Origin of the sequence: Frankia sp. CcI156 (assembly GCF_001983015.1) — a bacterium.
Lineage (GTDB): Bacteria > Actinomycetota > Actinomycetes > Frankiales > Frankiaceae > Frankia > Frankia casuarinae.
In genome coordinates this window covers 40,432-59,712 of record NZ_MOMD01000049.1, presented here as the reverse complement: position 1 = coordinate 59,712, position 19,281 = coordinate 40,432, and the positions used below count along the sequence as shown (strand labels likewise).

The 19,281-nt window shown below is 72.1% G+C and carries 18 protein-coding genes and 1 pseudogene; 17 read left to right on the top strand and 2 right to left on the bottom strand.

All coding sequences use genetic code 11. The annotated features are described in order from the left end of the window. Window positions 1–206 (bottom strand): annotated as a pseudogene (locus tag CcI156_RS17615) (GntR family transcriptional regulator); the annotation flags it as partial. Between the two features lie 750 nt (window positions 207–956). Here CcI156_RS17615 and CcI156_RS17610 point away from each other — a divergent pair. From CcI156_RS17610 to nusB, 13 genes are all read left to right on the top strand, one after another. Next, window positions 957–2,378 carry a replication-associated recombination protein A gene (locus CcI156_RS17610; protein WP_076806932.1) on the top strand — a complete coding sequence of 474 codons (1,422 nt, stop codon included), beginning with the start codon at window positions 957–959 and terminating at the stop codon, window positions 2,376–2,378. 144 nt (window positions 2,379–2,522) lie between these two features. After that, window positions 2,523–3,053: a DUF948 domain-containing protein gene (locus CcI156_RS17605; RefSeq protein ID WP_076806923.1), complete on the top strand. Its 531-nt coding sequence runs from the start codon at window positions 2,523–2,525 to the stop codon at window positions 3,051–3,053. Beyond that, complete coding sequence (locus tag CcI156_RS17600) at window positions 3,054–3,428, top strand: hypothetical protein (RefSeq protein ID WP_023841489.1); 375 nt, start codon at window positions 3,054–3,056, stop codon at window positions 3,426–3,428. Between the two features lie 123 nt (window positions 3,429–3,551). Continuing rightward, window positions 3,552–6,197 carry an alanine--tRNA ligase gene (alaS, locus tag CcI156_RS17595; RefSeq protein ID WP_076806930.1) on the top strand — a complete coding sequence of 882 codons (2,646 nt, stop codon included), beginning with the start codon at window positions 3,552–3,554 and terminating at the stop codon, window positions 6,195–6,197. Then, a complete protein-coding gene (ruvX, locus tag CcI156_RS17590) occupies window positions 6,194–6,787 on the top strand; it encodes a Holliday junction resolvase RuvX (protein ID WP_023841491.1) in 594 nt (197 codons plus the stop codon). The genes alaS and ruvX overlap by 4 nt, the downstream gene beginning before the upstream one ends. Window positions 6,788–6,807: 20 nt before the next feature. Continuing rightward, on the top strand, window positions 6,808–8,049 hold the full coding sequence (mltG, locus tag CcI156_RS17585) for an endolytic transglycosylase MltG (RefSeq protein WP_011437597.1): 1,242 nt from the start codon (window positions 6,808–6,810) through the stop codon (window positions 8,047–8,049). A 120-nt stretch (window positions 8,050–8,169) separates the two neighbouring features. Then, window positions 8,170–9,141: a shikimate dehydrogenase gene (locus tag CcI156_RS17580; RefSeq protein ID WP_076806921.1), complete on the top strand. Its 972-nt coding sequence runs from the start codon at window positions 8,170–8,172 to the stop codon at window positions 9,139–9,141. Between the two features lie 2 nt (window positions 9,142–9,143). After that, window positions 9,144–9,809, top strand: coding sequence for an A24 family peptidase (locus CcI156_RS17575; RefSeq protein ID WP_023841493.1), 666 nt, complete (start codon window positions 9,144–9,146; stop codon window positions 9,807–9,809). A gap of 99 nt (window positions 9,810–9,908) precedes the next feature. Continuing rightward, window positions 9,909–11,093 (top strand): chorismate synthase, encoded by a 1,185-nt coding sequence (aroC, locus tag CcI156_RS17570; protein WP_011437594.1) that lies wholly within the window; start codon window positions 9,909–9,911, stop codon window positions 11,091–11,093. Window positions 11,094–11,135: 42 nt separating this feature from the next. After that, window positions 11,136–11,777, top strand: coding sequence for a shikimate kinase (locus CcI156_RS17565; protein WP_023841494.1), 642 nt, complete (start codon window positions 11,136–11,138; stop codon window positions 11,775–11,777). Between the two features lie 2 nt (window positions 11,778–11,779). Continuing rightward, entirely contained in the window at window positions 11,780–12,868 is a 1,089-nt protein-coding gene (gene aroB / locus CcI156_RS17560; protein ID WP_076806918.1) for a 3-dehydroquinate synthase, read from the top strand. 232 nt (window positions 12,869–13,100) lie between these two features. Then, window positions 13,101–13,664 carry an elongation factor P gene (gene efp / locus CcI156_RS17555; protein WP_076806916.1) on the top strand — a complete coding sequence of 188 codons (564 nt, stop codon included), beginning with the start codon at window positions 13,101–13,103 and terminating at the stop codon, window positions 13,662–13,664. A 53-nt stretch (window positions 13,665–13,717) separates the two neighbouring features. Then, window positions 13,718–14,125, top strand: a complete 408-nt coding sequence (nusB, locus tag CcI156_RS17550) for a transcription antitermination factor NusB (protein WP_254847488.1) — start codon at window positions 13,718–13,720, stop codon at window positions 14,123–14,125. Window positions 14,126–14,304: 179 nt separating this feature from the next. Here nusB and CcI156_RS17545 read toward each other — a convergent pair whose 3' ends face one another. Then, on the bottom strand, window positions 14,305–14,802 hold the full coding sequence (locus CcI156_RS17545; protein ID WP_011437589.1) for a transcriptional regulator: 498 nt from the start codon (window positions 14,800–14,802) through the stop codon (window positions 14,305–14,307). A 427-nt stretch (window positions 14,803–15,229) separates the two neighbouring features. On the opposite strand from CcI156_RS17545, the gene pyrR reads away from it, so the two are divergent. Genes pyrR through CcI156_RS25050 form a run of 4 tightly spaced genes read left to right on the top strand, consistent with a single transcriptional unit; the run spans window position 15,230 to window position 19,248 of the window. Further along, the gene (gene pyrR / locus CcI156_RS17540) at window positions 15,230–15,850 is read left to right on the top strand and encodes a bifunctional pyr operon transcriptional regulator/uracil phosphoribosyltransferase PyrR (protein ID WP_076806911.1); all 621 of its coding nucleotides are present in this window, start codon (window positions 15,230–15,232) and stop codon (window positions 15,848–15,850) included. Between the two features lie 49 nt (window positions 15,851–15,899). After that, window positions 15,900–16,823 carry an aspartate carbamoyltransferase catalytic subunit gene (locus tag CcI156_RS17535; protein WP_023841496.1) on the top strand — a complete coding sequence of 308 codons (924 nt, stop codon included), beginning with the start codon at window positions 15,900–15,902 and terminating at the stop codon, window positions 16,821–16,823. Beyond that, on the top strand, window positions 16,820–18,196 hold the full coding sequence (locus CcI156_RS17530) for a dihydroorotase (RefSeq protein WP_011437586.1): 1,377 nt from the start codon (window positions 16,820–16,822) through the stop codon (window positions 18,194–18,196). Before CcI156_RS17535 ends, CcI156_RS17530 begins: the two co-directional genes overlap by 4 nt. Next, complete coding sequence (locus CcI156_RS25050; RefSeq protein ID WP_011437585.1) at window positions 18,193–19,248, top strand: hypothetical protein; 1,056 nt, start codon at window positions 18,193–18,195, stop codon at window positions 19,246–19,248. Before CcI156_RS17530 ends, CcI156_RS25050 begins: the two co-directional genes overlap by 4 nt. The last annotated feature ends 33 nt before the right edge of the window (window positions 19,249–19,281 follow it).

Genomic DNA, 19,281 nt, shown 5'->3' with positions numbered 1-19,281 from the left:
GTTCGGGTGATTGTCGTGGTGGTGTCCCGGGCGGGGCGCGACTCGCGGTCGTCCGTCTCCCCCGGGCGGGCCAGCCGAACCGGATGCCCGGTCGGCTCGGCTGATGCGATCGGAGCTTCGGGTATCGCGCTGTTCTTGTCGAAGCGGTGCCCGCGTGATGCGGCGGCACGGTTTCCGAGGGCGCGGGGCGGCTGTAGCACGGTCATCGGATGACACCTCTCCGGGGCAGGGTTTCGGTCTCCGGGTGAGCTGGTCGGTTCTGACGGTGTGGTGTGGCTGTGCCGTGGCGAGGGTGGGTTCTGCGGGCACCCGCCCCGGGTGAGGGGCGGTAGCCCGTCGTTGCGATCTGGGCTGGTCAGGGCGATTTCGTAATCCGGCCCGGTTCCCGGCCTGGTTTCGGGCGCGGTTCCGTCCGGAACACCGTGCATTACCACGAAGGCGGCACATGTGCTCAGTCGAGCAGCTGAACGGACTAGCTGAATGATAATACGCGCGCCATTGAGGTCCGGTGTCCGACGTGAACGAAGCGTGGTCTCTCGGGGGATTGTTCCGGATGGCGCGCGGTGCACTACCCGTTCGCCGCGCGTTCCGGCGCATTGGCCGCGTTCCGGTGCATCGGCAATGAAGCTCTGGTGGTCCGAGTGTGGTCGGGGGAATGGGCGTAGGCTTAAGGGCCAATTTAAGACACTTATACCGTTGTATGTAATATGCCTGCTTCGGTGAGCCGCCGTCGGAGGCCGCCGTCGGAGGCCGCCGTCTGCCGTGCTCCGGGCTGATCGTGYCTCCCAGCGGTCGTACGACGGTCGTACGGTGAACGGGTGAGCCTGTTCGACGCCGATCTCTCCGATGGTGCCGGGGCTGGTGCCGGGGCGTCCGACGCGTCGGAGGCCGGGACGGCGTCCCGCTCCGCCTCGGGGTTCGCCRCTCTCCGGGATCGGCGTGGCGGCGGTCCGGGGGTGGACCGCGYGGCTCCGCTCGCCGCCCGGCTGCGGCCACGGACCCTGGACGAGGTCGTGGGCCAGCGGCATCTACTCGGGCCGGGAAGCCCGCTGCGCCGGCTGGTCGAGGGGGGCGCAACCACCTCGGTCGTGCTGTGGGGACCGCCCGGCACCGGCAAGACCACGCTGGCGCACATCGTGTCGAGGGCGACCGGGCGACGCTTTCGGGAGTTGTCCGCGGTCACCGCCGGCGTGAAGGATGTCCGCGCCGTCATCGACGAGGCTCGCGAGACGCTGTCAACGTCCGGTGCGCGCACGGTGCTGTTCATCGACGAGGTGCACCGGTTCACCCGGACGCAGCAGGACGCGCTGCTGCCCTCGGTCGAGCGCGGCTGGGTCACTCTGGTCGCCGCCACCACCGAGAACCCCTTCTTCTCCGTGGTCAGCCCCCTGCTGTCCCGGTCGTTGCTGCTGACGCTGGAGCCGCTGACCGACGACGACATCCGCGGGGTGCTGACCCGGGCGCTGCGCGACCCGCGTGGGTACGACGGGCGGCTGTCGGTGTCCGACGAGGCCCGCGAGCACGTGGTCCGCCTTGCCGGAGGTGACGCCCGCCGGGCCCTCACCACCCTGGAGGCCGGGGCCGAGGCGCTGCTCGAAGCCCATGAGTGCGAGTCCGGACCGGGTGGGAAGGCCGGAGCGGGTGCCGATGCCGGGGCAGACGCCGAGGCGTTCGTCAACCCGCGGCCACGGCTCGATCTCGACCTGCTGGAGCGGGCCGTCAACCGAGCCGCAGTGCGCTACGACCGGTCCGGGGACCAGCACTACGACGTGATCAGTGCCTTCATCAAGTCGATGCGGGGCGGCGACGTCGACGCGGCCCTCCACTACCTCGCGCGGATGCTGGAGGCCGGCGAGGATCCCCGGTTCGTCGCCCGGAGGATGATCATCCTTGCCAGTGAGGATATTGGCATGGCCGATCCGGGCGCGCTCGGTGTCGCGGTCGCGGCCAGTCAGGCGCTGGAGTTCGTTGGCCTGCCCGAGGCCCGCCTGGCGCTCGCGCAGGCGGTCATCCACCTGGCGCTGGCGCCCAAGTCGAACGCGGTGATCCGGGCGATCGACGCCGCCACCTCGGATGTTCGTGCCGGGCGGGCCGGACCGGTGCCCGCGCATCTGCGCGACGCCCACTACCGCGGCGCGCGGCGGGTCGGCCACGGCGCGGGCTACCGGTACCCGCACGAGGCCCCCGGCAACGTCGTGCGTCAGCAGTACCCGCCGGACGGGCTGACCTCGACCGACTACTACCAGCCGAGCGGTAACGGCTTCGAGCGCCGCGCGGCCGATCGGGTCCATGAGCTGCGTGGCGTCGTGCGCGGTGACCCACCGCCGTCCCCGGGCTCGTCCCCACCGCCCTCCCCACCGCCCTCCYCGCCGTCCTGACTCCTCTCGTGGGGGCTACCCGTGGCCCCGGTAGCCGTCTCGGTAAGGTCACTCCAGGAGCGTCGGCTGGGTGKCGCCCGCGGCACGGCGGATCGAATCGGGTGGGGTGGGACCGGCCCAACGACGATGGAGGCAGGAGCACATATGTCCGGTGGTGCGGTCGCGGGCCTGATCGCGTCGGGCGCGTTCGCGGTGCTCGTCCTCTTCGGCTGTTACGTCCTGCTCAAGCTCGGTAAGATCTTCGATGAGGCCGCGGCCCGGGTACGTCAGACCGGTCTCGCCCTCGACGAGGRAACCGCCCGGGTCAGGCAGGCCGGCGCGACGGTCGACGAGGTCAATCTGGCGCTCTCGCATGTCAACAAGGAACTCGACCGGGTCGACGCGATCACGGCGAACGTGCAGTCGATCACGACCAACGTCTCCTCGCTGACGTCGTTGTTCGCGGCGACGCTCGGCGGCCCGATGGTGCGCGTCGCGGCGTTCAGCTACGGCGTGCGCAAGGCGGCGGCCAAGCGGACCCGCTCGGAGGTCGAGTCCCGGGTGACGGCCCAGATGAAGGCCGAGAAGGCGGCGCGGCGGCCGGCCGGGCGCGGCGGCCCGCAGCCCGCGGGCGAGAAGACCCCGTCGGTGTCCACGGCCGCCGGCGCGGCGGGCGGGCGTCGGGGAGGCCGGTAGATGTCGAGGATCTTCTATCTCGCTTTCGGGGCGGCGGCCGGCGTCGTGGTGGTGCGCCAGGTGGCTAAGGCCGCAGCCTCCCTGACACCGACGAGTCTGGCCGGCTCTCTCGTACAGTCGGTACAGGAGTTCCTCGCGGACGTGCGCGAGGCCGCGGCCGAGCGGGAGGAGGAGATCCGTGTCGCGCTCGGCCTCGACGGTGATCCGGACGAAGCGGATCGAGGCGACGAAGCGGATCGAGGCGACGCGGTCGGGGCTGCCCCGCCCCGGGACGCCGCGGCGCGGGTCGCCGGCTCCGGCGCGCCGCGTTACCCCGCTGACCTCGACGACGCCGAACGCACGATGCGGCTCGTCCCCGGCGCCCGGCGGCCCTGAGGACTCCCTTGCCCGCGGGCCGGGGGCACCCGCCCTCACCGCAGCCCGGAAGGCGCGCCCGACCACAGCACGCCACCCCGGGATGTCGAACCTCTTCCCACGAGTCTGGACGACGTGAACCCGATGGACACGGCCGAGATCCGTAGCCGCTTTCTCAACCACTTCGCCCGGCGCGGGCACACCGTCGTCCCGAGCGCCTCACTGGTGGCCCAGGATCCGACGTTGCTGCTGGTCAACGCCGGCATGGTGCCTTTCAAGCCCTATTTTCTCGGGGATCTCCCGGCGCCGTGGCCGCGGGCGGCCAGCGTGCAGAAATGTGTCCGGACGGTCGACATCGAGAATGTCGGGCACACCGCGCGGCACGCCTCCTTCTTCCAGATGTGCGGCAACTTCTCGTTCGGCGACTATTTCAAGGCCGAGGCGATCCCGTTCGCCTTCGAGCTGCTCACCGAAGGGTTCGGCTTCAAGGCCGACGACCTGTGGGCGACGGTCTACCTCGACGACGACGAGGCCGAGGGGATCTGGCGCAAGCTGCTGCCCGCCGAGCGCATCCAGCGCCGCGGCAAGGAGGACAACTTCTGGTCGATGGGCGTGCCCGGGCCGTGCGGGCCGTGCAGCGAGATCTACTTCGACCGCGGCTGCGCCTATGGCCGTGAGGGCGGTCCGATCGCGGACGAGGAGCGCTACCTCGAGGTCTGGAACCTCGTCTTCATGCAGTACGAGCGGGGCGAGGGCGCCGGGTACGACTATCCGATCGAGCGTGAGTTGCCGGCCCGCAACATCGACACCGGGATGGGCCTGGAGCGGATGGCGACCATCCTCCAGGGTGTCGACAACCTCTACGAGATCGACATCTCCCGGCCGGTGCTCGACGCCGCCGGCCGGCTGACCGGGCGGCGCTACGGCGCGGACCCCGCCGATGACGTGCGGTTGCGAGTGATCGCCGACCACACCCGCACCGCCGCGATGCTGATCTCCGACGGCGTCGTCCCCTCCAACGAGGGGCGCGGCTACGTGCTGCGCCGCATGCTGYGCCGGGCGATCCGTAACGCCCGGTTGCTCGGTGCCCACGAGCCGGTGATGAGCGAGCTGTTCGCGGTCGTCGGGTCGGCGATGGGGACGATCTACCCCGAACTGCTCGACAATGCCGAGACGATCACCGGGGTCGCCGTCGCGGAGGAGCAGGCGTTCGCCGAGACGCTGCGCACCGGTACCACGATCTTCGACACCGCGGCGCGCCAGGCCCGATCCCTGGGCTCGACCACGCTGGGCGGCRAGGCGGCCTTCAAGCTGCACGACACCTACGGCTTCCCGATCGACCTGACACTGGAGATGGCCGCTGAGGCGGGCCTTTCCGTTGACGAGGCGGGTTTCCGCCGGCTGATGGACCRCCAGCGGCAGGCCGCGAAGGCGGACCGGGCCGCGCGGCGGATCGGCAACGTCGACCTGTCCGCGTTCCGGCCGATCCTGGCCCGCTCCGGCCCGACGACCTTCACCGGGTACGAGGAGCTCAGCCGGACCTCCGGCGTGGTGGGCCTCGTCGGCATCGCCGACGGCGCGGGGCTGGCGGCGGCGGGGGAGGACACCGAGGTCGGGGTCGTGCTCGACGCGACCCCCTTCTACGCCGAGAGCGGCGGCCAGGAGCCCGACCTCGGTCGGCTGCGTTTCGACGGCGGCGAGGTCGAGGTGCTCGACGTCCAGCGGCCCGTGCCCGACCTGGTCCTGCACCGGGTGCGGGTGCTCGGCGGCGAGCTGCGGCTCGGCGTGGAGGTGTTCGCGGAGGTGGATGCCGATCGTCGCCGCGCGGTGTCCCGGTCGCACACCGCCACCCATCTCGTGCACACCGCGTTCCGTCGCGCGCTGGGCGAGGGCGCGACCCAGGCCGGTTCGCTGAACTCCCCGGGCCGGCTGCGGTTCGACTTCCACGCCCTCGGCGCGGTGCCGCCGTCGGTGCTCGCCGACGTCGAGGACGAGATCAACGAGGTTGCCCTGCGTGACCTGCCGGTGCGGGCTTTCGTAACCACGCAGGAGGAGGCCCGCCGGCTCGGCGCGATGGCGCTGTTCGGCGAGAAGTACGGCGACGCCGTGCGGGTCGTCGACGTGGGCGACTACGCCCGCGAGCTGTGCGGTGGCACGCACGTCGCGAGCTCCGCGCAGCTCGGCGCGGTGAAGCTGCTGTCGGAGGCGTCGATCTCCGCGGGCACCCGCCGAGTCGAGGGGCTGGTCGGCCTCGACGCCTTCCGCTACCTGGCGCGCGAGCATCTCCTGGTGTCGCAGCTGTCCACCGCGCTGAAGGCCCGTCCGGATGAGCTGGTGGACCGGGTCACCGACATCGTCGGCCGGCTGCGCGACGCCGAGCGGGAGCTGGAACGACTGCGGGCCGCCGCGGTACTCGCCGGGGCCGGGGCGCTGGCCGAGGGTGCCGAGGAGGTGGCTGGCGTCGCCGTGGTCACCGCCGAGGTGCCCGCCGGCACCGCCCCCGACGACGTGCGGCTGCTGGCGCTGGACGTGCGTGGGCGGCTGGCGGGGCGGCCCGCCGTCGTCGCCGTGGCCAAGGCCGACGGGTCGTCGATCGTCGTGGTGACCGACGACGCCGCGCGCGGCCGGGGGCTGCGCGCCGGTGACCTGGTGCGGCAGTCCTGGGCGAGCCTGGGTGGCAAGGGTGGCGGCAAGCCGGACGTGGCCCAGGGCGGCGGGGGGAACCCACAGCTGGTGCCGGCGGTGTTCGCCAGGCTGCGGGGGCTGGTGGCCGAGCACGCCTCGCGGTGAGCGGCTCGGGCTCCCGGCCCGGGGATTCTCGGCCCGGGGATTCTCGGCCCGGGGTGCGGATCGGGGTCGATGTCGGCTCGGTGCGGGTCGGGGTCGCCGCGAGCGACCCGGGCGGCGTGCTCGCGGTTCCGGTGACTACCCTGGCCAGGGACAGACGGGGTAATGCGGACATAGATCAGCTCGTCCTCATCGTCCGGGAGCGGCAGGCTGTAGAGGTCGTGGTCGGCCTGCCCAGACAGATGTCCGGGCAGGAAGGCCGGGCGGTCCGGCTGGTGCGGCAGTACGCCGAGGTACTCGCCGAGCGGATCGCACCCGTCCCCGTGCGTTTTGTGGACGAGCGGCTCACCACGGTTGCGGCTCATCGCAGGATGGCCGAGCGTGGCGTTCGTTCGCGTGCCCGCCGGAGTCTCGTGGATCAGGAGGCAGCCGTGCAGATCCTGCAGCACGACCTGGAYAGCCGCCGGGGGAGCGCCGCGCCCGGCGTGATCGGGTGTGCCGCCCCGGCCGCGGGTCCGGACGGCGTGGTCCGGGCTCCGAGAGACGGCCCCCGGGCTCCGGACGGTGTTGTCCCGCCGTCGGACGAGAGGTGACCGGCGGCGACCTCGACGAGATGCTCGACGAGGACCCCTACTCGCGTCGCCGTCGGGCCCGCCAGCGCGGTGATCGTTACTCGGATGAACACTACGCCGATGATCAGTACCCGGACGACCGTGCCGGGGTCGACTGGGACCACCGCGCCTGGGACGACGGCGGCGGCTGGGACGAGCCCGGTCCCGACGGCGGCCGGCGCGGTCGCGCGCTGCCGAAGCTCATCGCGGTGCTTGTCGTGGTCGCCGCCCTGCTGGGACTGGGGATCTACGGGGTGGGGAAGGTCGTCGGGCACATCTCGGCTGGCGAGCCCGCCGACTACTCCGGCTCCGGCGAGGGCATCGCGATGGTCCAGATCCCGGCCGGGGCGAGTACCCGGGAGATCGCCGGGGAGCTGCACGACGCGAACGTGACCGCGAGTGTCGCCGCGTTCGTCAAGGCCGCCACCGCGAATCCGAAGTCGCTGGGCATCCAGCCGGGCACCTACCGTCTGCACACCAGGATGAGCGCCGCCGCGGCGCTCGAGGCCCTGCTCGACCCTGCCTCGTCCGCGCCGTTCAAGTTCGTCATCAAAGAGGGCATGACCGTCCGTGAGGTCCTCACAGCACTGCATGAACGCCTCCCGGGCACGTCGATGGCGGACCTGGAGGCGATCGCGAAGAACCCCGCCCAGCTGGGCCTGCCGTCCTACGCGCCGCCGAACCTGCTGGAAGGCTATCTCTTCCCGTCTACCTACGACCTCGTGCCCGGGGCCACGCCCGAGCAGTTGCTGCGTTCCTTCGTCGACCGCTTCAAGCGGGAGACCGCGGCGATCGATCTGGAGGGCAGGGCCGCCGCGCTCGGGGTCCCGCCGAAGGACATCGTCACCATCGCCTCGATCATCGAGAAGGAGGTGGCCAACCGCGACGAGGGTCCGAAGGTGGCCCGGGTGATCTACAATCGGCTCAGGGACACATCGGGAAGATTTGGCCGRCTCGACATGGACTCGACCACCCGCTACGCCACGGACGGGTACGAGGGGCCGTTGACCAAGGAACAACTCGCCCAGAACAACCCGTACAACACGCGGGCCGTGAAAGGGTTGCCGCCRGGCGCAATCTCCAACCCCGGCGTCTGGGCGCTGCGGTCGGCACTGGAACCGGCCGACGGATCGTGGTTCTATTTCGTCTCCATGCCGCAGAGCAAGGTGACGGTCTTCGCCACCACGGAGCGGGAGTGGGAGCAGGCAGAGGCCCAGTACCGGCGTGAAGGAGGTCGTGAGTAGTGCGAGGGAAGCCGCGAGCATGAGGCCCGCAAGCATGAGGAGGGCCCGGTAGTGCCGGAGATCGTTCCCGCCGGCACTACCCCGGCCCGCCGTCGGCCCCCTGAGTGCCGTCGTCGGCCCATGGAACCGCCGGCGACCRTCGCGGCCACCRCGCCRCCGTCGGKCCCCACCCGCGCCGCCGTGCTCGGGGCACCGGTGGACCATTCGCTCTCCCCGCTGCTGCATGCCGCCGCCTACGCCAAGCTCGGTCTCGCGGTGACGTACACCGCCGTGCACTGCGACGAGACCGGGCTCGCCGCGATGCTCACCCGGGTCCGCACGGATCCGGGCTGGGTCGGGCTGTCCCTGACCATGCCGCTCAAGACCGTCGCGCTCGACCTGCTCGACGAGGTGGACGCGACGGCGGCGGTCATCGGCGCCGTCAACACGGTCGTCGTCGGGCCCGCCGGCCGGTTGCGTGGCTACAACACCGACGTGGACGGCATCGGCATGGCGCTGCGCCGGGTGATGCGCGGCGCGGTCCCAGGCCAGCCGCTCGTACTCGGTGCCGGTGGCACGGCCCGCGCCGCGGTCGCGGCGGTCGCCGCGGCGGGCTGCACCCGCCTCGGCGTCGTCGCCCGCCGGCCCGCCGCCGTGGCGGAGGTGGCGGAGATCGGGTCGCGGCTGGGCGTCGAGGTCACCGCGCTGCCCTGGGAGCTGCTGGCCGCGGGCCTGCCTGCCGGTCCGGATCTGGTCATCTCCACCACGCCCGCCGGCGCGACCGACGGGCTCGCCACCGGACCGTGGCCGCCAGCCTGCCAGCTCGTAGAACTGCTCTATCATCCCTGGCCCACGGCGCTGGCCGCCGCGGCCTACCGGGCCGGTGCCCGGGTCGCAGGTGGCCTGGAGATCCTCGCCGCCCAGGCCGTGGGGCAGGTCGAGCACTTCACCGGGCAGGTGGTTCCCACCAGCGTTCTGCTGGCCGCGGGTCAGGCCGCGCTGGACGAGCGGACGCGGGGGAACAGGCCCCCGGCGGTGGAGGTCGGCGTGCCGGGCGGCCACGGTCTCGCGGGGAGCGGTCCCCGCGGCCGCGGTGGACCTGCCGGCGGATAGCGGTGCCGGGAGTGGTGCCGGGCGGCGCGCTCAGCACGTTGATCGCCCTTCCTGCGCTCGCCGCCCTGCCGTTCGGTCGCCGGATCGTGGCCGGCGTGCCGGCGCTGCCCGGGCAGGCCCCGCACCGGGAGGCGCCCGGGGCGGCGGCGCTCGGTGCCGTGACGGTGCTGGTCGCCGCGGCCGTGACCGTCGCCCTGCACGATCATCCGAGCTGGTTGCCGGCCTATGTGTATCTGGCGGTCGTCGGGGTCTGGCTGGCCGTGATCGATCTTCGGGTGCACCGCCTGCCCGACCATCTGGTACTGCCGTCCTATCCGGTGCTCGCCGGGCTGTTCGGCCTCGCCGCGCTGCTCACCGGCGAGCCCGGYCGTCTGCTGCGCGCCGGGATGGCCGCGGCTGCCGTCTGGGTGATCTTCCTGGGGGTGCATTGCCTGCCGAGGGCGGGGCTCGGGCGCGGGGACGTCAAGGTGTCCGGCCTGCTGGGCGGTGCGCTGGGCTGGCTCGGCTGGCCGAGTGTGGTGTTCGGGCTGTTCGCCGGCATCGTCCTCGGGGGGCTCTGGGCGAGCGCGCTGCTCGTGGCGGGCCGGGTCGGCCGGCATGACCGCATCGCCTACGGTCCCTTTCTGCTCGCCGGGACGCTGCTCGCCGTCCTCGGTCGCGCCGGCTGATCTCGTTTGTCCTACTTGATACTGATAGTTCCGTTTGATTCCGGTTGTCCTGCCTGAGCGCGGTCGTGACAGGGGCGGTGAGCGTGAAAGACTGGGGTCATGGTGCGTTGGCTGACGGCGGGGGAGTCCCATGGTCCCGCCCTGGTGGCGACGGTCGAGGGGCTGCCCGCCGGGATCCGGATGACCAGTTCCGACATCTCCGCCGARCTGGCCCGCCGCCGGCTCGGGCACGGTCGCGGCGCGCGGATGAGCTTCGAGCGTGACGAGGTCGAGCTGCTCGGTGGAGTCCGCCACGGCGTCACCCTCGGCGGCCCGGTCAGCGTGGTCGTCCGCAACACCGAGTGGCCCAAGTGGGAGCGGGTCATGTCGCCCGACCCGGTCGATCCGGCGGCGCTGGCGGGCCTGGGCCGCGCAGCCCCGCTGACCCGGCCCCGGCCCGGCCACGCCGATCTCGCCGGCATGCAGAAGTACGGGTTCGACGACGCCCGGCCCGTGCTGGAGCGCGCCAGCGCCCGGGAGACCGCCGCGCGGGTCGCGCTCGGCACCGCGGCCAAGGCACTGCTGCGGCAGGCCTACGGCATCGAGGTGATCTCGCATGTCGTCGCGATCGGCGCGGTCGAGGTGCCCCCGGGGGTGCCCGCCCCGACGTCGCTGGCGGCGGTGGACGCGGACCCGGTCCGCTGTGCCGACCAGGCGACCAGCGTGCGGATGGTCGCCGAGATCGACGTGGCCCACGCCGACGCGGACACCCTCGGCGGCATCGTCGAGGTGCTGGCGTACGGCTGCCCGCCCGGGCTCGGCAGCTACGTGCACGGCGACCGGCGCATCGACGCCCGGATCGCGGGCGAGCTGATGGGCATTCAGGCGATCAAGGGCGTCGAGTTCGGGGACGGTTTCACCACCGCGCGGCGGCGGGGTTCCGGGGCGCACGACGAGATCGAGCCGGCCGGTGCCGGCAGCCGGCGGGTGCGGCGGGCGACTGACCGGGCCGGCGGGGTCGAGGGCGGCATGACCACGGGCGAGCCGTTGCGCGTGCGGGTGGCGATGAAGCCGATCTCCTCGCTGACCAGGCCGTTGTCCACGGTGGACGTGTCCACCGGCGAGGCGGCGGTCGCGATCAACCAGCGGTCCGACGTGTGCGCGGTGCCCGCGGCCGGGGTGGTGACGGAGGCGATGGTCGCCCTCGTGCTCGCCGACGCGGCGCTGGAGAAGTTCGGGGGGGACTCGGTGGAGGAGACCCGGCGTAATTACGAGGGGTACCTGAAGTCCCTGGTCATCCGCTGATCGGCGGCGGGAATCGGCAGGCGGCGAAGACAGAGGATCATCGTGGGGGAGCCGGCGACGGACGCGTGGACGGGGCCGATGGCCTGGACGGGGCCGATGGTGGTGCTGGTCGGAGCGCCCGGAGCGGGGAAGACGACGGTGGGCACCCAGCTGGCGCGGCGGTGGGGGGTGGGTTTCCGCGACACCGACGCCGACATCGAGGCGGCGCTCGGCACCACCGTCGCGGACATCTTTCTCGATCATGGTGAGGAGTACTTCCGGCTGGCCGAGCGCCGGGCGGTGGCGGCCGCGCTCGCGGATCACCGGGGGGTCCTGGCCCTTGGCGGGGGAGCGGTGCTCGACGCCGAGAACCGGACCCTGCTGGCCGGGCACCGGGTCGTCTATCTTGAGGTGGGAGTTTCCGACGCGGTGCGGCGGGTGGGCCTCGCCCGGGACCGTCCACTGCTGGTCGAGGGGCCCCGCACGCGGCTCGCCGCCCTGCTCAGGGCGCGCCGGCCGCTCTACGCCGAGGTGGCGACGGTGGTCATCGACACCGCGGGGCACGAGCCGGACGAGGTGACCGACCTGCTGGCGGCGGCCCTGGGCCCGCTGCTCGCGGGGGGCAGCGAACCGGACGAGGCGGCGGACGCCGCGGGGGGCAGCGAACCGGACGAGGCGGCGGACGCTGCGGGGGGCAAACGGTGAGTATGCAGGTGAAGGCCTCCGACATCGTGCGGATCCCGGTACGGCCGGGCGGCGGGCGTCCCTACGACGTCGTGCTCGGGGTGGGCCTGCTCGGCGAGCTCGCCGAGACCGTCGTCGGGCGGACCCGCGCCGCGGTGATCCATCCCGGGGCGTTGCGGGCCACCGCGGACGCCGTCGTCGCCGACCTGCGGGAGAACGCGGGCGTGGAGGCGCACGCCATCGAGGTGCCCGACGGCGAGGAGGCCAAGCAGCTGCGGATCGCCGGCTTCTGCTGGGACGTGCTCGGCCGGATCGGCTTCACCCGGGACGACATGGTGATCGGCCTCGGCGGCGGCACCGTGACAGACCTGGCCGGGTTCGTCGCCGCGAGCTGGCTGCGCGGGGTGGACGTCGTCCAGGTGCCGACCACCGTGCTCGGCATGGTCGACGCGGCGGTCGGCGGSAAGACCGGCATCGACATCGACGCGGGCAAGAACCTGGTCGGGGCCTTCCACCAGCCGCTCGGCGTGCTGTGCGATCTGGCGGCGCTGGAGTCTCTGCCGGCCGTCGAGGTACGCGCCGGGCTCGCCGAGGTCGTCAAGACCGGTTTCATCGCCGACGCGGCGATCCTCGATCTGCTCGACGCCGATCCGACCGGCGCCGCGCATCTGCCCGAGCTGATCGAGCGGTCCATCCGGGTCAAGGCCGAGGTGGTCTCCGGCGATCCGCGGGAGGACGGCCGGCGGGAGATCCTCAACTATGGTCACACCCTCGGTCATGYCATCGAGAAGGTCGAGCACTTCAGCTGGCGGCACGGCGCGGCGATCTCGGTGGGCATGGTGTTCGCGGCGGAGCTGTCCCGGCTCGTCGTCGGCCTCGACGACGCCACCGCCGACCGGCACCGTGAGCTGCTGACCCGCATCGGCCTGCCGGTGACCTACCGGGACGACCGGTGGGCGGCGCTGCTCGACGCGATGCGGGTCGACAAGAAGGCGCGGGGACGGCGGATGCGTTTCGTCGGCCTCGAGGCGCAGGGCCGCACCGTCATCCTGGACAATCCGGACGCTGGCCTGCTGATCGCGGCGTTCACCACTGTCGCCGAGGGTCGGTAGACTCGTCGCGGCGGTTTGTAGGATCGCCGCCACGTCCGCGCCCGGTGTCCGCGCCCGGTGCGTTCGCCCGGTGGCGGGGTCCGGAAGCGGCCTGAGGATGGAAGCGGCCTGGGGATGGCCTGGGGAGCCTGGGGATGGCCTGGGGAGAGAGCACCGCGGTCCTCGCACGAGGGTCCGGGGAACGACCACACCCGCCGTCGGCGTACGGCGATGGAAACGGAGAACGCGCGCAGTGGCGACCACCAACGACCTGAAGAACGGCATGACGCTCGACATCGACGGGGTGTTGTGGAACGTCGTCGGCTTCCAGCACGTCAAGCCGGGTAAGGGTGGGGCGTTCGTCCGCACGACCCTGAAGAACGTGCTCACCGGGAAGGTCGTCGACCRCACCTTCAACGCCGGGGTCAAGGTTGACGTCGCGACCGTCGACCGCCGCGAGATGACCTACCTCTACCGGGACGGTGCCGATTTCGTCTTCATGGACAGCGAGTCCTACGATCAGATCCCGATCCCGCCGGATGTCGTCGGTGGGACGGCCGACTACATGCTGGAAAACACCGTGGCCACCGTCGCGCTACATGACGGCGCCCCGCTCTATGTCGAACTGCCGGCCAGCGTCGAGCTGACCATTTCGCAGACCGACCCGGGGGTGCAGGGCGATCGCTCGACCGGCGGGACGAAGCCGGCCACCCTGGAGACGGGCGCCACCATCAACGTGCCGCTGTTCATCACCAGTGGGGAAAAGGTCAAGGTCGACACGCGTGACGGCCGGTACCTGGGCCGGGTGACGAGCTGAGCGCCAGGTCCAAAGCCCGTAAACGGGCGCTGGACATCCTCTACGAAGCGGACGTGCGCGCGAGCGCCGTGCCGGAGATCCTCGCTGCCCGGCTGGCCCAGTCCGATCCACCGGTGTCGGAATACGCCGTCGAGCTGGTCGAGGGGGTCGTCGAGCGCCGCGGGGAGATCGAMGAGCGGATCGCCCGGTACGCCGAGGGTTGGACGTTGGAGCGGATGCCGCCGGTCGACCGCAACATTCTGCGGATTGCCGTGCTGGAACTGCTCTGGCGTCCCGACGTCCCGGATCGGGTCGCCATCGACGAAGCCGTGGAACTGGCGAAGAACCTCTCCACCCACCGGTCGCCGGCGTTTGTCAACGGGCTGCTCGCGAGTCTGGTCGAGGGAAAGGGCCTGGCCACCCCGGCCGAGTCGACCGGACGGGGATCGGCGGTGGATTCAATTCCCGGCCAGCCGTCGTAGCGGCGGTCCACCGGGGTTGCCCGGTTGCCGGGAGGGAACCGGGATCGGCGTTCCCGGTACGTCGCCCAGGCGACGTACCGGGTCCTTCCCCGGATACGTGTGCCGCGGGTGGCGCGGATGCGAGCCGGCGGATTGTGGTACCGGTATCGCGGTACCGGTACCGCGAYACCGGAGCGAGGCTAGACGTCGGTCGCCGCGGCGTCCGCGCCCTGCTCCGGAGACAGCACGCCCCAAGAGACGAGCTGCTCGGTGAGCTTGCTCGGCGAGGTGTCGTAGATCACCGCGAGCGAGCGCAGGTCCTCGTACCGGATCGAGAGCACCCGGCCGTTGTAGTCGCCGCGCTGGCTCTGAATGGTCGCCGCGTACCGGGCGAGCGGACCACCCTGCTCCTTGGGAACCTGGGAGAGACGCTCGAGGTCGAGAACGATCCGAGGAGACTGCTCCAGCGGAGCGACGGTGGAACCCTCGGGAAGAAGCTCCCCCACCGGAACGCCGTAGAACTCCGCGAGCTCGGAGAGGCGCTGCACGGTGACGGCGCGGTCCCCACGTTCGTAGGAACCCACGACGACGGCTTTCCACCGACCGTGCGACTTCTCCTCGACGCCATGAAGCGAGAGCCCCTGCTGGGTGCGTATCGCGCGCAGCCGAGCACCGAGCGCCTTCGCATAGTCGGACATCGGAGTGCCCACTCCTGTCGTGGTCGATCAGTTGGAACCGGGGCTCGTGCCGCCGGCGGTTACCGATAGTAGTGCCCGCCGGGTTGACGCTCGACACCCGGGGGGTCGTGTCGCCTCTTTCTTTGTACCACTTTCTGTAGCCCTCTGGTTGCGCCCTACGCCTGAGCGGTGGGAACTTCCGGATGCCGCCACCGCTGTGGCGACGGCATCGAACCCAGTGACAAGTAGTGACAACATGATGCTGCGTGGTTGGCGCGGCAATAACGTCCCGCGCTGTCCGGACCGGTGGGCGACCCGTCGTCGCGCCGGGCGCCAGGGGCGTCGGCGTCCGGCGGCGAGATCCTCACACGTCCTGAGGGCCCTGGTAACGTCGCTGGGACCACTCCTTTAAGGACCGTCCCGTGAGGCGGGGAAGGAGGGATGCCGCGTGGCCCCGGCTGCCGCGAGCGACCCCGCATCGCGCCGTCCCGGCACCGCCCGGGCAGTACTGTCCGCAGACGACATCACCCGGATCGTCAGCCGGATGGCGCATCAGATTCTCGAGAAGACCTCCGGTGGCGCCGGGGTCGTCCTGCTCGGAGTACCCACCCGAGGGGTACCCCTTGYGCACCGGCTGGCACAGCGGGTGCAGGCCGTCGAGGGGKTGCGTCTCCCGGTTGGCTCCCTTGACCCGACCATGTACCGCGACGATCTGCGACTGCGCGGCGTGCGTCCCCTCGAGGTGACCGACATTCCCGAGGGTGGTGTCGACGGCCGCGTGGTGATCCTCGTCGACGACGTCCTCTACTCCGGGCGCACGGTGCGGGCGGCGCTGGACGCCTTGGCCGCCTACGGCCGGCCGCGTGCCGTCCAGCTCGCGGTCCTGGTCGACCGGGGCCATCGCGAGCTGCCGATCCGCGCCGACTACGTCGGGAAGAACATGCCGACCTCGCGCCGGGAGTCGGTGGCAGTCCGGCTGCGGGAGATCGACGGCGCCGACGGCGTGCTGATCCTCTCGGCCGCCGGGGGGGACGGCGCCGACGACGCGCCCCCCGGGAACCAGCCATGATCGGGGGAAGTGCCGTGTGGGGAGCACAAGCCGGGTTCGGGGGACGGGCGTGAACCGCCATCTCCTGTCGACTGAGGATCTCGACCGGGACGACGCGCTGCTGGTGCTGGACACCGCCGAACGGATGGCGCGGGTCGCCGAGGCGTCGGTGCGCAAACTGCCGACCCTGCGGGGCCGCACCGTCGTCAACCTGTTCTTCGAGGACTCCACCCGCACCCGTACGTCCTTCGAGGTAGCCGCCAAGAGACTGTCGGCCGATGTGATCAATTTTTCGGCGCGCGGGTCAAGCGTGTCGAAGGGCGAAAGTCTGAAGGACACGGCGCAGACCCTTGAGGCGATGGGTGCCGACGCCGTGGTCTGCCGGCATGCCGCGAGTGGCGCGCCGCACCGACTGGCCTCCTGGGTACGCGGCAGCGTGGTGAACGCGGGAGACGGCACTCACGAGCACCCGACCCAGGCCCTGCTCGACGCCTTCACCATGCGCCGCCGGCTCGGCCGGATCGACGGCCTCGCCGTCACCATCGTCGGCGACGTGCTGCATTCCCGGGTGGCGCGATCGAACGTGTGGCTGCTCGCCACGCTGGGCGCGACGGTGACCGTCGTGGCCCCGCCGACGTTGGTGCCCCTCGGAATCTCCTCGTGGCCGGTCGAGGTGTCGTACAACCTCGACGCCGTGCTGCCCAAGAGCGACGTGGTGATGATGYTGCGGGTCCAGCGGGAGCGGATGTCCGCGGCCTTCTTCCCGACCGAACGGGAGTACAGCCGGCGCTACGGGCTGGATGCCGACCGGGCGGAGATGTTGCCCGACCACGCCCTGGTGATGCATCCCGGCCCGATGGTACGCGGGATGGAGATCGCCTCTCGGGTCGCCGACTCCGCCCGGTCGACAGTCGTGGAACAGGTTGCGAACGGGGTGAGCGTGCGGATGGCCGTGCTGTACCTGCTGCTGGGTGGTTCCGGGGAGGTCTCATGACGACGCCCGCGGCGGAAACGTCGGAGGAAACGCCGGTGGGGAGGTCGGCGGGGACCTCCTGGGTCCTGCGGCGGGTCCGCCCGCTCGGCGGGGACCCCGTCGACGTCGTCCTCGCGGACGGGGTGGTGGCCGCCTGGCGACCGGCCGGCTCCACGCACGCCGGGGCCGGGGGACTGCCCGCCGGCACCACCGTGCTGGACACGGACGGGCTGATCCTGCTCCCCGGCCTGGTCGACCTGCACACCCACCTGCGGGAACCCGGCCGGGAGGACGCCGAGACGGTCGCCTCCGGCACCCGCGCCGCGGCCCTCGGTGGCTACACCACCGTGTTCGCGATGGCGAACACCAATCCGGTCGCCGACACCGCGGGGGTCGTCGAGCAGGTGTGGCGGCTCGGCCTGGACGCGGGTCACTGCGATGTCCGGCCGGTCGGCGCGGTCACCGTCGGACTTGCCGGCGAGCGGCTCGCCGAACTCGGCGCCATGGCCTCCTCCGCGGCGGGCGTGCGGGTCTTCTCCGACGACGGGCACTGCGTGTCGGACGCGCTGCTCATGCGCCGGGCGCTGGAGTACGTCAAGGCGTTCGATGGGGTGATCGCCCAGCATGCGCAGGAACCGCGGCTGACCGAGAACGCCCAGATGAACGAGGGCACGGTGGCTGCCAGGCTGGGGCTGCCGGGGTGGCCCGCGGTCGCCGAGGAGGCGATCATCGCCCGGGACGCGCTGCTGGCCGGGCACGTCGGCTCCCGACTGCACGTCTGTCAYGTCTCCACCGCCGGATCGGTAGAGATCATCCGGTGGGCCAAGGCGAAGGGCTGGAACGTCACCGCCGAGGTGACCCCGCACCACCTGCTGCTCACCGACGACCTGGTCTGCTCGTTCGACCCGGTCTACAAGGTMAACCCGCCGCTGCGCACCGCCGAGGACGTCGCCGCGCTGCGCGCCGGGCTCGCCGACGGCACGATCGACTGCGTCGCCACCGACCACGCTCCGCACGCGCTGGAGGACAAGGAGACGGAGTGGGCCGCCGCGCGTCCCGGCATGCTCGGTCTCGAGACGGCGCTGTCGGTGGTCATCGAGACGATGGTCATCCCGGGCCGGCTGGACTGGGCCGGGGTCGCCGAGCGGATGGCACTGGCCCCGGCAAGGATCGGTGGCCTGCCGCGAACCGCGGCCGAGGTGTGGAGTTCCATAGCAGTGGGCGCGCCCGCGACCGTCACCCTGCTTGACCCGGCGCCGTGGCGGATGGTCGAGCCGGACGCGCTCGCCAGCCGCAGCCGCAACACGCCCTATGCGGGCCGGTCGCTGCCGGGAACGATCCGCGCCACGTTCCTGCGGGGACGGCCCACCGTGCTCGACGGGAAGATCGTATGACTGTTTCGCGCGCCGCCCTGTCGGCCGCCGGGCCCGCCGTCGCCCTGGACCGGGCGCCGGATCGCCTGGGGCTGCACCTGCTTCTCCTGCTTGGCCTGTTGCTGGTGTTCGTCGCGGCGGTCGGTTCGATGCGACGGGCGTGGCGCAACCGGGCCGAGCGTCAGGAGGAGGACCTTCCCGAGCTGCCCGTCCCGCCGGCGGAACCAGGCACGGTGTTCGCCGCTCCGCTGCGCGGGATGTACCTCGGCACCGTCGACGCCGGGCACTGGCTGGAATGGATCGCCGCCCGCGGGCTGGGCGGGCGGGCCGGCGGCTACGTCAGCGTGTACGAGACCGGGGTGCGGGTGGACCGCCCCGGCGAGGCGTTCTGGATCCCGCGCGAGGCCGTCCGCGGTGCCCGCCTGGAGCGGGCGCACGCCGGCAAGGTCTCCGCCCCCGGGCGTCTGATCGTCATCGCGTGGTCGTTCGGCGGGCACGAGTTGGAGACCGGTTTCCGCGGTGAGGACCGTGCCCGCCAGCCCAAGGTGGTGCGCGCCGTCCACGACCTGATCGGCCCCCCGCCCGCGCATCTGGCACCGGGCGACGTCACCTCGCCGCACGCGGTACCGCGGATCCGCCCGCGGATCCGGCCCCGGGCCGTCGCGCCCGGCCCCGGGCCGGTGGGCCGGTCCGGGCAGCGGCCGGGTTCCGGACAACCGACCGAGGAGATGCCGGCGATCCGGACCGGCCCTCGGCTGCGTTCCCGGGGGGAGCGGGCCCAGGCCCGCGGCGAGCGGGCGGTGCCCGCCGACCGGCGGCTCTACGCGGAGCGGTGGCGCTCGGACCAGCGACTCCCCGATCGGCGACACCAGGATGAGGGTCACCCCGACCCGCGCCGCTCCGACCCGCGCCACCCCGAGCGGCGTCATCCCGATCAGTGGCCGGCGGATCCGGAATCGGACCCCGGGTGGGTGGACCCGGAACAGCTTGATCAGTCTGACCCCGGCTGGTCGTCGGTCGACCCGTTGACCTCACCGCTCGGTGAGGTCAACAGGCTGAAGGAGGATCGGTGAGCACTCCCACCACGACGCCGACGCGAGCGGTCC

Coding starts and splice junctions, on each gene's coding strand:
- CcI156_RS17600 (WP_023841489.1), top strand. CDS start 3,054: ATGTCGAGGATCTTCTATCTCGCTTTCGGGGCGGCGGCCGGCGTCGTG.
- CcI156_RS17545 (WP_011437589.1), bottom strand. CDS start 14,802: ATGTCCGACTATGCGAAGGCGCTCGGTGCTCGGCTGCGCGCGATACGC.
- CcI156_RS25050 (WP_011437585.1), top strand. CDS start 18,193: ATGACTGTTTCGCGCGCCGCCCTGTCGGCCGCCGGGCCCGCCGTCGCC.